At 72.4% G+C, this 13,776-nt stretch carries 14 protein-coding genes and 1 pseudogene; 4 read left to right on the top strand and 11 right to left on the bottom strand.

Annotated elements, in window-relative coordinates; all coding sequences use genetic code 11:
- Positions 1 to 64: 64 nt before the first annotated feature.
- The 4 genes from ACSNOC_RS06975 to ACSNOC_RS06960 all read right to left on the bottom strand — a co-directional run bounded on the left by ACSNOC_RS06975 (position 65) and on the right by ACSNOC_RS06960 (position 4,686).
- A complete protein-coding gene (locus tag ACSNOC_RS06975) occupies positions 65 to 2,512 on the bottom strand; it encodes an ATP-binding protein (RefSeq protein ID WP_436746371.1) in 2,448 nt (815 codons plus the stop codon).
- 117 nt (positions 2,513 to 2,629) lie between these two features.
- A complete protein-coding gene (locus ACSNOC_RS06970) occupies positions 2,630 to 2,923 on the bottom strand; it encodes an STAS domain-containing protein (protein WP_436746370.1) in 294 nt (97 codons plus the stop codon).
- Positions 2,924 to 3,095: 172 nt separating this feature from the next.
- Positions 3,096 to 3,944 (bottom strand): 3-hydroxyacyl-CoA dehydrogenase family protein, encoded by an 849-nt coding sequence (locus ACSNOC_RS06965; protein ID WP_436746369.1) that lies wholly within the window; start codon positions 3,942 to 3,944, stop codon positions 3,096 to 3,098.
- Positions 3,945 to 4,047: 103 nt separating this feature from the next.
- Positions 4,048 to 4,686 carry a TetR/AcrR family transcriptional regulator gene (locus tag ACSNOC_RS06960; protein ID WP_436746368.1) on the bottom strand — a complete coding sequence of 213 codons (639 nt, stop codon included), beginning with the start codon at positions 4,684 to 4,686 and terminating at the stop codon, positions 4,048 to 4,050.
- An 80-nt stretch (positions 4,687 to 4,766) separates the two neighbouring features.
- On the opposite strand from ACSNOC_RS06960, the gene ACSNOC_RS06955 reads away from it, so the two are divergent.
- The 3 genes from ACSNOC_RS06955 to ACSNOC_RS06945 are packed head-to-tail and all read left to right on the top strand — an operon-like array spanning position 4,767 to position 6,936.
- Positions 4,767 to 5,552: an ABC transporter ATP-binding protein gene (locus ACSNOC_RS06955; protein WP_436746367.1), complete on the top strand. Its 786-nt coding sequence runs from the start codon at positions 4,767 to 4,769 to the stop codon at positions 5,550 to 5,552.
- A gap of 32 nt (positions 5,553 to 5,584) precedes the next feature.
- Positions 5,585 to 6,340, top strand: a complete 756-nt coding sequence (locus ACSNOC_RS06950; RefSeq protein ID WP_436746366.1) for an ABC transporter permease — start codon at positions 5,585 to 5,587, stop codon at positions 6,338 to 6,340.
- Between the two features lie 23 nt (positions 6,341 to 6,363).
- Positions 6,364 to 6,936, top strand: a complete 573-nt coding sequence (locus ACSNOC_RS06945) for a cob(I)yrinic acid a,c-diamide adenosyltransferase (RefSeq protein ID WP_436746365.1) — start codon at positions 6,364 to 6,366, stop codon at positions 6,934 to 6,936.
- A gap of 69 nt (positions 6,937 to 7,005) precedes the next feature.
- On the opposite strand, the gene ACSNOC_RS06940 is transcribed toward ACSNOC_RS06945, so the two are convergent.
- A complete protein-coding gene (locus ACSNOC_RS06940; RefSeq protein WP_436746374.1) occupies positions 7,006 to 7,512 on the bottom strand; it encodes a hypothetical protein in 507 nt (168 codons plus the stop codon).
- A gap of 30 nt (positions 7,513 to 7,542) precedes the next feature.
- Between ACSNOC_RS06940 and ACSNOC_RS06935 the strand changes: the two are divergent.
- Positions 7,543 to 7,677: pseudogene (locus ACSNOC_RS06935) on the top strand (response regulator transcription factor); the annotation flags it as partial.
- 104 nt (positions 7,678 to 7,781) lie between these two features.
- Here ACSNOC_RS06935 and ACSNOC_RS06930 read toward each other — a convergent pair.
- The 6 genes from ACSNOC_RS06930 to ACSNOC_RS06905 form a co-directional block, all read right to left on the bottom strand.
- Positions 7,782 to 8,231, bottom strand: coding sequence for a DUF2550 domain-containing protein (locus tag ACSNOC_RS06930; protein ID WP_436746364.1), 450 nt, complete (start codon positions 8,229 to 8,231; stop codon positions 7,782 to 7,784).
- 73 nt (positions 8,232 to 8,304) lie between these two features.
- Entirely contained in the window at positions 8,305 to 8,694 is a 390-nt protein-coding gene (locus ACSNOC_RS06925; protein ID WP_436746363.1) for a F0F1 ATP synthase subunit epsilon, read from the bottom strand.
- A gap of 114 nt (positions 8,695 to 8,808) precedes the next feature.
- The gene (gene atpD / locus ACSNOC_RS06920) at positions 8,809 to 10,263 is read right to left on the bottom strand and encodes a F0F1 ATP synthase subunit beta (RefSeq protein WP_436746362.1); all 1,455 of its coding nucleotides are present in this window, start codon (positions 10,261 to 10,263) and stop codon (positions 8,809 to 8,811) included.
- A 2-nt stretch (positions 10,264 to 10,265) separates the two neighbouring features.
- Positions 10,266 to 11,195 (bottom strand): F0F1 ATP synthase subunit gamma, encoded by a 930-nt coding sequence (locus ACSNOC_RS06915; RefSeq protein ID WP_436746361.1) that lies wholly within the window; start codon positions 11,193 to 11,195, stop codon positions 10,266 to 10,268.
- A 2-nt stretch (positions 11,196 to 11,197) separates the two neighbouring features.
- Positions 11,198 to 12,769, bottom strand: coding sequence for a F0F1 ATP synthase subunit alpha (gene atpA / locus ACSNOC_RS06910; RefSeq protein ID WP_436746360.1), 1,572 nt, complete (start codon positions 12,767 to 12,769; stop codon positions 11,198 to 11,200).
- A gap of 115 nt (positions 12,770 to 12,884) precedes the next feature.
- A complete protein-coding gene (locus ACSNOC_RS06905; RefSeq protein WP_436746359.1) occupies positions 12,885 to 13,697 on the bottom strand; it encodes a F0F1 ATP synthase subunit delta in 813 nt (270 codons plus the stop codon).
- Positions 13,698 to 13,776: the final 79 nt, after the last annotated feature.

Raw genomic sequence — 13,776 nt, 5'->3', positions numbered from 1 at the left:
CCCCCCCCCCCCCCCCCCCCCCCCCCCCCCCCCCCCCCCCCCCCCCCCCCCCGCGTGGGTGTCCCTACGGGGTGACCGGTTCCCCGAGCACCGTGCCGCTGTCGCCGGTCCCGGCGCCGCCCTCCTCCGTGCCCCCGGCGCCGGTCTCCGCGCCGCCTTCCTCCGTGCCTCCGGCACCGGTCTCGGTTCCGCCTTCCTCGGCGCCGCCCGCGCCTCCGGCCTCGGCACCGCCCTCCTCGGCACCGCCCTCCTCGGCACCGCCTTCTTCGGCGCCGCCCGCGCCTCCGGCCTCGGCACCGCCCTCCTCCGCGCCGCCCGCGTCGGTACCCCCGGCCTCCTCGCCGCCCGCGTCCCCGCCACCGCTGGTCGTCGAGCCGCTACCGGTGCCCGGCGTGGTGGGCTGCTGCTCCCCGGCCGTCGGATCACCGGACGTGCCCGGGTTCCCCGCCGTCGAGTCGGCCGGGGTGTGGGGGCCGCCCTCGTCGTCGGGGGTCCCGCTCTCCTCGGGGGAGGTGCTCTCGGACGGCTCCGGGGAGCGGCTCGCCGGGGACTCGGCGGGGGTGCCGGTGTCCTCGGTCAGGGGGAGGTCCGGGTCGGTGACCGCGGGGTCGCGGTGGTGGACGTTCTCCGGGGCCTGGTCCTGGTCCGAGCTGAGGCCGAGCGCCAGGACCGTGCCGAGCACCGCGAGCAGCAGGCCGCCTGCCGCCAGCGCGACCGTGCCGCGGCGTGGTGACGGCACGTCCGGCGGCTCCTCGTCGTCCAGCGGCGGCACGAGGATCACCTGCGTGAGGTCCTCCGAGCCGGGCACGTCCGGCGGGGCGGCGGAGGTTGCGGACACCGGCGACGCCGGTCCGGGCTCCCGCGCCGGTGCCGGTTCCCACGCCGGTTCCGGTGCCGGTGGCGGGACGGGGGCCGCGGCCGGGGCGGCCGGGAGGACCGTCGGACGGGTCCGTACGGGGGGCCGGGGGTGCGGCCTGCTGAGGTCGGCGACGAGGGCGAGCGCGCGGCGGCCCGCGACCGTGCCGCCCGCGTCGGCCATGGCCCCGCGCAGGGCCGTGGCCGCCTCCAGCTCCGCGCGGGCGCGGTCGAGCCGGCCCTCGCAGAGGGCCAGTACGCCCAGCTCGTGATGGAAGTACGCCTCCTGGGCGACATCTCCGGCCGCGCGGGCGGCCTCCTGGCCGGCGCGCAGCACCCGTTCCCACATGCCCCAGCGCAGCGCGACGGCGAGCATCGGGGCCGCCGCGCGGGCGAGCGTGGCCACGGCGGTGCTGTGCCCGGCGCGGTGCGCGGCCCGCAGGGCGGCGAGCAGCACCTCGGCCTCCGCCGCGACCGCCGCCGGGGTGACACCCGCCTCGGACAGCCACCAGGTGTAGCGCCAGGCCGCGCTCAGCGTGCGGTCGGCCGAGCCCTCGCCGTAACCGGCCGCGAGGAGGTCCGCGACGGTGCCGGACGCGAGCCGGTGGCGGGGGCCGCCCCCGGTGAGCAGGCCGGACTCCAGCAGCTCGGCGTACGCCTCGGCGGCCTGCGGCTCCCCGGTGAGCGAGGGCAGCCGGACCGGGTCGGGCACATCGCCGCCGAGCGCGACGGCGAGCCGCAGGACCTCGCGGGCCGCCGCGGACAGCGCGCCGGCGAGGGCGACGGTGAGCGTGGCGGCGCCGGGCAGCGGGACGTCCGTGCCGCCCCGGCGGTGGAGCAGGGCGGCGGCCTGGACGAAACGTTGCGGCAGGCCCTCGGTGTCGGACCACAGCGCGGCGGCCCAGTCGGCCTCGTCCTCGGCCAGGGGGCGGCCGGCGCGGGACTCCAGCAGCTCGCGGGCGGCGGCGCGGCTGAGGCCGGGAAGCGCGAAGTCCTCGACGCGGGAGGCGTCACCGGCCGCGTCGGGGACGCCGGGGAGGCCCGCTATCAGGAACGCGCACTCGGGGGTGGCGTCGAGAAGCTCGCCGAGCGCGGCGCCGCCGAACTCGATGTCGTCGATCACCACCACCGCGCCGACCGTCCGCAGCTCGGGGGCCAGCTCCACCGGTCCCGGGCGGTAGGCGGGCGTGTGGTGCACGGCCGCGTACAGCTCGTGCAGCAGGTCCCGGGCGGTGCGGCGGTAGCCGTCGAGGCGGATGACCCCGGCCGGGGCGAGCCCGGCGCAGTCGCGGGCGACCGCGTCGAGGAGCGCGGTGCGGCCCGAGCCGGGGGCCCCGGTGAGGCGGACGGAACGGCCGTGGGACAGCAGCCGGCCCAGCCGGTGCCGCAGCGCGTCGCGCTCCAGCAGGGGCATTCCGTCGTCCGGCCCGGCCCGCTCGGCTCGCTCGGCCTGCTCCGCGCCGGTGGCGGCGGGCGCGCGGCGCGGGGAGACGGGACGGCGACCGGGCGGGCAGGACTCGATCTCGCTGCCGTCGAGGGGGTTGACGGTGAGGAGGAAATCCCCGGCGACCAGCTCGACGGCCCGCGGAGAACCGGCGTCGGCGCCCCTCGGCTCACGCGGCTGCTCACCCTGGGATGCGGGGTGGTTCACGTCCATGGTCGTTGTCTCTCGGGTGCGGAGCGGTGATGGCCGCCTGCCGGTGCGGCCACGCTACCGCCCCCCTGCCCGCGCACGGCGGCCGGAGCCGCACGATACGCAAGAAACACCAGTCTTTTAAGGGGCAATCGTAAGAATGCGGTGCAGCCTGGTGGCGACCAGCACGCGCTGCATCTGCGGCGGCACGTCCCGTAGCACCAGCCGCCGGCCGCACCGGCCGGCCCGGCGGTGCGCGCCCATGATGACCCCGAGGCCCGTGGCGTCCCACGAGTCGAGGTGCTTGAGGTCGAGGACGAGATCCCCCTGCCCGGAGTCGACGGCACGGTGCAGCGCCGACTTCGCGTCCGCCGCGCTGCGCACGTCCAGGCGCCCGCCGACGACCAGCCTGGCGTGGTCGCCCGTGATGTGCATGATGCGCTCCCGCTCCCGCTCCCCTGGAACGATTGTCAACGACTGCTAAAACTGACGGCCCGAGAGGCCGCTGAGTTGCCGTGCGCGCTCGAACTCATACCGAAATCACCCGCATGAGTGATCGCTGCGCCCTGTGGGGTCCGGGGGGCCGCCGGGCCCCTCGGTACCGCCCTCAGTACCGGTAGAAGCCCTGTCCGCTCTTCCTTCCGATGTCCCCGGCGTCCACCATGCGCCGGAGCAGTTCCGGGGACGCGAACTTCTCGTCGCGTGTCTCGGCGTAGATGTTCTCGGTGGCGTTCTTCATGATGTCGACGCCGGTGAGGTCGGCGGTGGCGAGCGGGCCCATGGCGTGCCCGAAGCCCAGCCGGCAGGCGGTGTCGATGTCCTCGGCGCTGGCCACGCCCGACTCGTAGAGCTTGATCGCCTCCACCACCAGCGCCGAGATCAGGCGCGTGGTGACGAAGCCGGCGACGTCACGGTTGACGACGACGCAGGTCTTGCCGGTGGACTCGGCGAACTCCCGCGCGGTGGCGAGCGTCTCGTCGCTGGTCTTGTAGCCGCGGACCAGCTCGCACAGCGCCATCATCGGCACCGGCGAGAAGAAGTGCGTTCCCACCACGCGCTCGGGGGCCGCGGTGGCGGCGGCGAGCTTGGTGATGGGGATGGCCGAGGTGTTGGAGGCCAGCACGGCCGTGTCCTTGACCAGGCCGTCCAGGGTGCGGAACAGCTCCTGCTTGACCTCGACGTTCTCGAAGACGGCCTCCACCACGACGTCCGCCTCGCCCGCGGCGTCCAGATCCGTGGTGGTGGTGATCCGGGCGAGGGCCGCCGCCGCGTCGGCGTCCGCCAGCCTGCCCTTCGCGACGAACCTGGCCACCGAGGCCTCGATGCCGCGCAGACCGCGGGAGAGGGCGTCCTCGGTGACGTCCCGGAGGACGACGTCCCAGCCGGCCTGGGCGGCGACCTGGGCGATGCCGGACCCCATGAGTCCTGCTCCGACGACGGCGAGCTTCCTGGCCACGTGTGATCTCCCTCGATGCATGCGTGCCGAGAATCCCAGACCCTAGCGACCGTTGGGAGTCCGTGGGACGAGAAGAGACGCGCATCACGGCGCGCGCCGGAACTCAGGACTCCGGGCGGCGCGCGTAGCCGAGCACGCGCTCACTCATCAGCGACTCGGCCACCTCCAGCCTCTCCAGCATCAGCGCGGCCGTCTCGGGAACGGGCCGCCGCTCCAGCGCGCACATGCCCGCGGTGCGGTAGATGTCGCTCTGGAGGGACATGAGCTGGAGGGCGATGAGGTCGGGCGTGTGGTCCCCGGGGTCGGCGCCCACCTCCTCGCACAGCGTCTGGCCCAGCCGCTGCGTGGTCTCCTGCTGCATCCTCATCAGCCGGGCCATCAGGGCCGAGGAGCCGAAGGCGACCCGCATGAAGCGGACGTACCCCTCGGTCAGCCCCATCCACGGCTGCCGGGCGGCGATGTCCTCGCGCAGGCCCCGCAGGATGGCGTCGGCGGCGGACTCGCCGGGGGCACGCTCCCGCACCCGCCGGGAGGGGCGGTCGACGAACTCCGCGCCCCGGTCGAGGAAGAGCTCCTCCTTGGTCGGGAAGTAGTTGTAGACGGTGTTGACGGAGACGTCGGCCGCCTCCGCGACCTCCGCGACCGTGACGGCGTCGAACCCGCGCTCCAGGAACAGCCCTGTCGCCACATCGGAGATGTGCTGTCTCGTCTGCTGCTTTTTGCGTTCTCTGAGCCCGGCCATGCCGTCATCGTAGCCATTTTTGACCTAGCTGAAAACTTGGGGACATTGCAAACTTCAATTCAGTCTGCTTTTCTGAAGACATGGATCCGATCCTCACGACACACGACCTCGCCCGCACGTTCGAGACCAAGCGCGGCACGGTGGAGGCCGTGCGCGGCATCGACATGACGGTCGAGCCCGGCGAGATCCTCGGCTTCCTCGGGCCCAACGGCGCGGGGAAGAGCACCACCCTGCGCATGCTGACCACCCTGCTGCCGCCCACCCGCGGCACCGCCACCGTGGCCGGGCACGACCTGGCCCGCGAGCCCGGCAAGGTCCGGCAGCGCATCGGCTACGTCGCCCAGTCCAGCGGCGTCGACCCGAACGAGACCGTGCGGAACGAGCTGACGCTCCAGGGCCGGCTCTACCGGCTGTCCCGGGCCGAGGCCGCCGAGCGCGCCGAGGCGCTCGCCGCCGACCTGGACCTGACCGACCTGCTGGAGCGCAAGTGCGCCGAACTCTCCGGCGGCCAGAAGCGCCGGCTGGACATCGCGATGGCGCTCACCCACCGGCCGGAGATCGTGTTCCTGGACGAGCCCACCACGGGCCTGGACCCGGGCAGCCGCGCCGACCTGTGGGACCTGATCCGCCGCGTCCGGGCCGAACACGGCACCACCGTGTTCCTCACCACGCACTACCTCGACGAGGCGGACGCCCTCTCCGACCGGCTGATCATCGTCGACGGCGGCCGGGTCGTGGCCGAGGGCACCCCGGAGGAGCTCAAGACCCGCCACGGCGGCTCGTCCGAGGCCACCCTCCAGGACACCTTCATCGCCATCACGGGCCGCGGCCCGAAGAAGGAAGACCTCACCCCGGTCGCCCTCTGACCGGCCGACAACGCCAAGGGATCCCGTTCGCCATGTCCACCGTCCTGTCCGACACCGCCCTCATCTACGACCGCTACCTGCGGCAGACCCTGCGCTCCCGGATCAGCCTGGTCTTCGGGCTGCTCCAGCCGATGCTGTTCCTCACGTTCTTCGGCCCGCTGCTGGAGGACGTGCCGCTGGGCGGGGAGGGCGACTCCTGGCAGACCCTGGTCCCCGGCCTCCTGGTCCAGCTCGGCCTGTTCAGCGCCGCGTTCGCCGGGTTCGGCATCATCGTCGAGAAGCAGCTCGGCGTCGTGGAGCGGATGCGGGTGACCCCGGTCAGCCGCCTCGCGCTCCTGCTGGGCCGGGTCCTGCGCGACGCGACCCTGCTGCTCGTCCAGTCGCTGATCCTGGTGACGGCGGGCGTCGCGTTCGGCCTGCGCGCACCGGTGCTCGGCGTCGCGATCGGCTTCGTCTTCGTCGCGATGCTGGCCGTCTCCCTGGCCTCGCTGTCGTACGCGTTCGCGATGCGGGTGAACACCATCCAGGAGTTCGCCCCGGTGATCAACTCCATCAACCTGCCCGCGATGCTGCTGTCCGGCATCCTCCTTCCCATGGCCCTGGCACCCGCCTGGCTCGACGTCATCTCCCACTTCGTGCCCTTCCGGTACCTGGTGGAGGGCGTGCGGGCGGCCTTCGTCGGGGACTACGGGGACGGCTCGCTCGCGCTGGGCGCCCTGGTCACCCTCGTCTTCACCGGCGTGTCCCTGGCCCTCGGTACCCAGCTCTTCCGCAAGGCCGGCGCCTGAGACCCGCGCGGTACGCTCCCCGCATGGTCAACCTCACGCGGATCTACACCCGTACCGGAGACTCCGGCACCACCGCCCTGGGCGACATGAGCCGCACGGCCAAGACCGATCTGCGGATCGCCGCCTACGCCGACGCGAACGAGGCCAACGCCGTCATCGGCACGGCGTTGGCCCTCGGGAACCTGCCCGAGGACGTCAGGACCGTGCTCGTCCGGGTCCAGAACGACCTGTTCGACGTCGGCGCGGATCTCGCCACCCCGGTGGTCCAGGACCCCGAATACCCGCCGCTCCGAGTCGAGCAGAGCTACATCGACCGGCTCGAAGCCGACTGCGACCGCTTCCTGGAGGACCTGGAGAAGCTGCGCAGCTTCATCCTCCCCGGCGGCACCCCCGGCGCGGCCCTGCTGCACCAGGCGTGCACGGTGGTCCGCCGGGCGGAGCGGTCCACCTGGGCCGCGCTGGAGGTCCACGGCGACACGATGAACCAGCTCACCGCCACCTACCTCAACCGGCTCTCCGACCTCCTGTTCATCCTGGCCAGGACCGCCAACAAGGAGATCGGCGACGTCCTGTGGGTGCCCGGCGAGAACCGCTGAGCCCGGCCCCCTCCCCCGCCCGGCCGTGGAGCGCCGCCGGCCCATGGAGCCGCTGGGCCGCCGAGCGGCTCAGCGGTGCCCGACGGCGTCGGCGTCCCGCGGCCGGGGCTCCCGGCGGGGCCAGAGCGTGTAGCTCAGCGCTATGAGCGCGTGGATGCCGAGGATCCGCAGCGCGGTGACCTGCCAGCCGCGCAGCGGCCCGGTCCGTCCCGCGTCGTCGATCGCCCAGATCATCGCCTGGAGCACCGCCAGCGCGATCACCGCCGCGACCAGCGTCATGCCGCACAGACGCCACTCGTGCGCCGCCCGCGCCGCGCCGTGGCGCGGCGGCTTCGCGGGCCGTGGGGCGCCCGCCCAGCGGTGGGCCGCGTGGCGGTCGGCCCAACCGATCAGATAGTGCCCACAGGCCACGGTGAAGCCGAGATACAGCGCCGCCAGCCCGTGCGCAGCCGACGGCTCCGCACCCCGGCGCAGGTCCACGGCCGTGGCGGTCAGCAGCAGCACGTCGATCAGCGGCACGCACAGCAGCAGCGCGCCGCCGAGCCGGGGCATGCGCATCGGATAACGGGCCACCAGACCGGCCCCCAGCAGCGGCCAGAACCCGGCCTCGGTGAGGGCCTGTCCAACGCCGAGATCGCGAAGCGGCTGCGCATGGCCGAGACCACCGTCAAGACGCACGTCAGCCGCATTCTCGGCAAGCTGGGCCTGCGCAGCCGCGTCCAGGCGGCCGTCCTCGCCCAGCGGTCGGAGCGCGACGCGGGTCCCCCCGGTGAGTCCGCGGCACCCGCTCCCCCGCGTTGCCCCGGGAGCCCGCGAGGAGAACTGACGGCCGAGGGGCGGAAAGCTCAGGCGACGTTGACCCGCTGGCCGGGCGGGGCCGCCTCCAGCCAGGCGAGGAAGCCGGTCAGCGCGTCCTCGCTCATCGCCAGCTCCACGTCGAGGCCGTCATGGCGACAGCTCAGCACCACCGCGCCCGGCAGCAGCGCCAGCTCCTCGTCGCCGTGCGGATGCCGGCGCTCCCGCACCTGGATCCGGTCACGCTGCAGCGTCCGCCGGGGACGCGGCGCGTAGGAGAAGACACGGAACCACTCGACGTTGTCCCCGTTGTACCGGGCCACCCCGTAGAGCCAGCCCTTGCCCGGCGACTGACCGGCCCGTGGCGGGACGAACCGCGCGCTGCAGTCGAACGTGCCGCCCGACCGCTGGATCAGCCGCCGCCTGGCACCGAAGCCGAACAGCCCGAGCACAACGAGAGCGAGGGCCACGCCGACCGCCACAAGCAGGGCGAGGACCATCCCGACCGACCTCCTCGCCTCGTGGTGTGCTCTCGTACCCGGTGCCGAATCCCTTGTGAGTCAGGTGGGGGCGTCAGCGCCCCGACGCCGCCGCCGCGGCCCGGAGCCGGACGTCCGCGCGCCGCTCGGCCGCCGCGTCCGCCGCGGCCCGTGCCTGCTCCAGGGCCCGCTCGGCCCGCTCGACGTCGATCTCCTCCGACAGCTCGGCGATCTCGGCGAGCAGCGACAGCTTACCGTCCGTGTACGAAATGAATCCGCCGTGCACCGCGGCCACGACCGTGCCCTCACCGGTCTCACCCGTCGTGCGGATGGTCACCGGGCCTTCCTGGAGGACGCCGAGCAGCGGCTGGTGACCGGGCATGATGCCGATGTCGCCGGAGGTGATGCGCGCGACGACCAGACTGGCCTTGCCGGACCATACCTGCCGGTCGGCGGCGACCAACTCGACGTGCAGCTCAGCCACGATGGCTCCTCATCCCTGGATGTCTGGCTTGCAGAAGAATAATTGGCGCGCGCGGTCACCCGAGGGGCGGGGTAACGATGTACCCCGCCCCGGATCGGGTACCGCGTGCGGGTGTCAGGAAACGCCCAGCTTCTTGGCCTTGGCCTTCAGGTCGTCCAGGCCACCGCACATGAAGAACGCCTGCTCCGGGAAGTGATCGAACTCACCGTCGGCGATCGCGTTGAACGCGGAGATCGACTCGTCCAGCGGCACGTCCGAGCCGTCCATGCCGGTGAACTGCTTCGCCGCGTGGGTGTTCTGCGACAGGAAGCGCTCGATGCGGCGGGCGCGCTGAACGGTGAGCTTGTCCTCCTCGCTCAGCTCGTCCATGCCCAGGATCGCGATGATGTCCTGGAGGTCCTTGTACTTCTGGAGGATCCCCTTGACGCGCGAGGCGCACTCATAGTGGTCCTGCGAGACGTACCGCGGGTCCAGAATCCGCGAGGTGGAGTCCAGCGGGTCCACCGCCGGGTAGATGCCCTTCTCGGAGATCGGCCGCGAGAGCACCGTGGTGGCGTCCAGGTGGGCGAACGTGGTGGCGGGCGCCGGGTCGGTCAGGTCGTCGGCGGGCACGTAGATCGCCTGCATCGAGGTGATCGAGTGACCGCGCGTCGAGGTGATGCGCTCCTGGAGCACGCCCATCTCGTCCGCCAGGTTCGGCTGGTAGCCCACGGCCGAGGGCATGCGGCCCAGCAGCGTGGAGACCTCGGAACCGGCCTGGGTGAAGCGGAAGATGTTGTCGATGAAGAACAGCACGTCCTGCTTCTGCACATCGCGGAAGTACTCCGCCATGGTCAGACCGGCCAGGGCGACGCGCAGCCGGGTGCCCGGCGGCTCGTCCATCTGGCCGAAGACGAGCGCGGTCTGCGGCAGCACGCCGGAGTCCCGCATCTCCTCGATCAGGTCGTTGCCCTCACGGGTGCGCTCGCCGACGCCGGCGAACACGGAGACGCCCTCGTGCAGCTTCGCCACACGCATGATCATCTCCTGGATGAGCACGGTCTTGCCCACGCCCGCGCCGCCGAACAGGCCGATCTTGCCGCCCTTGACGTACGGGGTGAGCAGGTCGATGACCTTCAGACCGGTCTCGAACATCTCGGTCTTCGACTCGAGCTGGTCGAACGCCGGGGCCTTCCGGTGGATCTCCCACCGGTCGGTGATCTCGGACTCGGCCTCGGGCTCGTTGAGGATGCGGCCCAGGGTGTTGAACACCCGGCCCTTGGTCACGTCACCGACCGGCACCGTGATGCCCGCGCCGGTGTCGGTGACCGGGGACTGACGCACCAGGCCGTCGTTCGGCTCCAGGGCGATCGTGCGCACCAGGCCCTCGCCCAGGTGCTGCGCGACCTCCAGGGTCAGCGTCTTGGTCTGGCCGGCGTTCGCCGGGTCGGCGATCTCGACGGTCAGGGCGTTGTAGATCTCCGGCATGGCGTCGACGGGGAACTCCACGTCGACGACGGGGCCGATGACTCGCGCCACACGGCCCGTCGCCACGGCCCGCTCGGTGGCCGCCTCAGCAGCAGTGGTCATGGTTAGCGTTCACTTCCCGCGGTCGCGTCGGCCAAGGCGCTCGCGCCACCGACGATCTCGGTGATTTCCTGGGTGATTTCGGCCTGGCGGGCCGCGTTGGCAAGGCGCGTGAGCGTCCTGATCAGCTCTTCCGCGTTGTCCGTCGCCGACTTCATGGCCCGCCGGGTGGCCGCGTGCTTGGAGGCCGCGGCCTGGAGCAGCGCGTTGTAGATGCGGCTCTCCACGTAGCGCGGCATCAGCGCGTCGAGGACCTCTTCGGCCGACGGCTCGAAGTCGTAGAGCGCCTTCGGGTCCGTGGACCTCGCGGGGGACTCGGCGGACTCCTCCGCCACCTCCGCCAGGCTCAGCGGCAGCAGCCGGCGCTCCACCGGCGTCTGGGTCATCATCGACACGAACTCCGTGTAGACGATGTGCAGTTCGTCGACGCCGCCCTCGTCGGTGTCCCGCTCCATGGCCTCGATCAGCGGCGCCGCCACCTCTTTGGCGTCGGCGTACGTCGGGCTGTCGGTGAAGCCGGTCCACGACGTGGTCACGGACCGCTCGCGGAACGCGTAGTACGCCAGGCCCTTGCGGCCGACGATGTACGTGTCGACCTCGAGGCCGCGCGCGACCAGCTCGCCGGTCAGGTGCTCCCCGGCCTTGATGGCGTTGCTCGAGTACCCGCCGGCCAGCCCGCGGTCGCTCGTGATCAGCAGCACCGCGGCCCGCCGGGGGCGCTCCGCCTCGGTGGTGAGCGGGTGCTTGACGTCCGAGCCGGTCGCCACCGCCGTGACGGCGGCGGTCAGCTCGTCCGCGTACGGCTTGGAGGCCGCCACCTTGCGCTGCGCCTTGACGATGCGCGAGGCGGCGATCATCTCCATCGCCCGCGTGATCTTCTTGGTCGCGGAGACGGACTTGATCCGGCGCTTGTAGACCCGAAGCTGGGAGCCCATGATCAGCCCTCGCCCAGCAGCTTGCCGTCCGAGGTCTCGAACTGCTGCTTGAACTTCTTCACCGCGGACTCGACGGCCTGGAGGGTGTCGCCCGACATCTTGCCGCCCTCGCGGATGGACGTCATCAGGTCCTTGTGCTCCCGGCCGAGGTAGTCCAGCAGCTCCCGCTCGAAGCGGCGGATGTCCACCACCGGGATGTCGTCCATCAGGCCGTTGGTGCCGGCCCAGATGGAGACGACCTGGTTCTCGGTGGAGAAGGGGCTGTACTGCTCCTGCTTCAGCAGCTCGACCATGCGCTGGCCGCGCGCCAGGGCGGCCTTGGACGCGGCGTCCAGGTCGGAGCCGAAGGCGGCGAACGCCTCCAGCTCGCGGTACTGGGCCAGGTCCACGCGGAGCGAGCCGGTGATCTGCTTGATCGCCGGGTGCTGGGCGGCGCCACCGACGCGGGAGACGGAGATACCGACGTTCAGCGCCGGGCGCTGGCCCGCGTTGAACAGGTCGGACTCCAGGAAGCACTGGCCGTCGGTGATGGAGATGACGTTGGTCGGGATGAACGCCGACACGTCGTTGGCCTTGGTCTCCACGATCGGCAGGCCGGTCATGGAGCCGGATCCCATGTCCTCCGACAGCTTCGCGCAGCGCTCCAGCAGCCGGGAGTGCAGGTAGAAGACGTCGCCCGGGTACGCCTCGCGGCCCGGCGGGCGGCGCAGCAGCAGCGAGACGGCGCGGTACGCGTCGGCCTGCTTCGACAGGTCGTCGAAGACGATCAGCACATGCTTGCCCTCGTACATCCAGTGCTGGCCGATGGCCGAGCCGGTGTAGGGGGCGATGTACTTGAAGCCGGCCGGGTCCGACGCCGGAGCCGCCACGATCGTGGTGTACTCCAGGGCGCCCGCCTCCTCCAGCGCGCCGCGCACGGAGGCGATGGTCGAGCCCTTCTGGCCGATCGCCACGTAGATGCAGCGGACCTGCTTGTTCGGGTCGCCGGAACGCCAGCTGTCGCGCTGGTTGATGATCGTGTCCACCGCGAGGGCGGTCTTGCCGGTCTGCCGGTCGCCGATGATGAGCTGGCGCTGGCCGCGGCCGATCGGCGTCATGGTGTCGACGGCCTTGTAGCCGGTCTCCATGGGCTCGTGCACCGACTTGCGCTGCATGACCGAGGGAGCCTGCAGCTCCAGGGCGCGGCGGCCCACGGTCTCGATCTCGCCGAGGCCGTCGATCGGGTTGCCCAGCGGGTCCACGACCCGGCCGAGGTAGCCCTCGCCGACACCGACGGACAGGACCTCGCCGGTGCGCCGCACCGGCTGGCCCTCCTCGATGCCGCTGAACTCACCGAGAACGACGACGCCGATCTCGCGCTCCTCGAGGTTGAGGGCGAGGCCGAGGGTGCCGTCCTCGAACTTCAGCAGCTCGTTCGCCATGGCCGAGGGCAGCCCCTCGACCTTCGCGATGCCGTCACCGGCAACGCTGACCGTCCCGACCTCTTCGCGCGAGGCCGCGTCCGGCGTGTACGACTGGACGAAATTCTCCAGCGCGTCCCGGATCTCATCCGGCCGGATCGTGAGCTCCGCCATCTGGGTTCCCTGCTCTCCTTGTTGGGCCCGTAAGTACGTCCACATACGGCCCAACTCGGGCCGCTTTTCGTTCGATCTTGTGGTGATCGCGTCTTGAGTTGGTCGCGCGCCGCGCTCAGCCCGCCATGCGGCGGTTCACCTCGTCCAGCCGGTCCGCGATGGTGCCGTGGATGACCTCGTCACCGATGCGGACCGAGATCCCGCCGAGGACCGCCGGGTCGACGTCCAGGTTGAGCTGGATCGGGCGGCCGTAGAGCCGCGCCAGGGCGTCGCCCAGACGCTGCCGCTGCTGATCACTGAGCGGCACCGCGGAGGTGACGACGGCGACCGAGCGGTTGCGCCGGGCCGCGGCCAGCGCGCTGAGCGCGTCCAGCCCCGCATCCAGGCTACGTCCCCGCGGCCGTTCCACGAGCCGGACGACGAGCCGCTCGGTGACGGCCTGGGCCCTGCCCCCCAGCAGCTCGTGGACGAGCGCGGTCTTGGCGCTGACCGCGGCGGCGCTGTCGTCCTTGCGGCCGAGCGCCGCCCGCAGCTCGGGCGAGGTGGCCACGATGCGGCCGAACCGGAACAGCTCGTCCTCCACCGAGTCCAGCACCCCGGCCCGGTCGGCCGCGATCAGGTCGGCCGTGTCGGCCAGCTCCTCGATCGCGTCCACCAGGTCGCGGGAGGCGGACCAGCGGGAGCGGACGGTGCCGGCGACGAGGTCGACGGTCTCCTCGCCGACCTGACCGGTCAGCAGCCCGCGGATCAGTCCGGCCTTCCGCTCGCCGTCCTGACCGACCCGGCGCAGCCCGGTCTCGCGGTCGAGGAGCACCGTGACGGCGGCGAGGTCCGCAGCCAGGGCCGCGGGATCCACGCCGGTGTTGTCCGTCAGCGCGTCCAGGCGCTCCCGCGCCGCGTCCAGCGCCTCACGGCTCGCTCCGGTCATCGGTCACGCTCCCCTTCTCGCTCGCGGCCCGGCACCTGCCGCGGGGCATCGCCGCAGCTCGCTCGGCGGCTCGCCGTTC

It is taken from the genome of Streptomyces sp. URMC 129 (genome assembly GCF_051386415.1).
GTDB lineage: Bacteria > Actinomycetota > Actinomycetes > Streptomycetales > Streptomycetaceae > Streptomyces.
This window is presented reverse-complemented; position numbering and strand designations above follow the sequence as displayed.

What these genes read in the sequence shown, in the direction of transcription:
- ACSNOC_RS06955 (WP_436746367.1), top strand. Translation starts at nt 4,767, where the DNA reads ATGGATCCGATCCTCACGACACACGACCTCGCCCGCACGTTCGAGACC.
- ACSNOC_RS06975 (WP_436746371.1), bottom strand. Translation starts at nt 2,512, where the DNA reads ATGGACGTGAACCACCCCGCATCCCAGGGTGAGCAGCCGCGTGAGCCG.
- ACSNOC_RS06970 (WP_436746370.1), bottom strand. Translation starts at nt 2,923, where the DNA reads ATGCACATCACGGGCGACCACGCCAGGCTGGTCGTCGGCGGGCGCCTG.
- ACSNOC_RS06915 (WP_436746361.1), bottom strand. Translation starts at nt 11,195, where the DNA reads ATGGGCTCCCAGCTTCGGGTCTACAAGCGCCGGATCAAGTCCGTCTCC.
- ACSNOC_RS06950 (WP_436746366.1), top strand. Translation starts at nt 5,585, where the DNA reads ATGTCCACCGTCCTGTCCGACACCGCCCTCATCTACGACCGCTACCTG.
- ACSNOC_RS06945 (WP_436746365.1), top strand. Translation starts at nt 6,364, where the DNA reads ATGGTCAACCTCACGCGGATCTACACCCGTACCGGAGACTCCGGCACC.
- ACSNOC_RS06960 (WP_436746368.1), bottom strand. Translation starts at nt 4,686, where the DNA reads ATGGCCGGGCTCAGAGAACGCAAAAAGCAGCAGACGAGACAGCACATC.
- atpA (WP_436746360.1), bottom strand. Translation starts at nt 12,769, where the DNA reads ATGGCGGAGCTCACGATCCGGCCGGATGAGATCCGGGACGCGCTGGAG.
- ACSNOC_RS06905 (WP_436746359.1), bottom strand. Translation starts at nt 13,697, where the DNA reads ATGACCGGAGCGAGCCGTGAGGCGCTGGACGCGGCGCGGGAGCGCCTG.
- atpD (WP_436746362.1), bottom strand. Translation starts at nt 10,263, where the DNA reads ATGACCACTGCTGCTGAGGCGGCCACCGAGCGGGCCGTGGCGACGGGC.
- ACSNOC_RS06930 (WP_436746364.1), bottom strand. Translation starts at nt 8,231, where the DNA reads ATGGTCCTCGCCCTGCTTGTGGCGGTCGGCGTGGCCCTCGCTCTCGTT.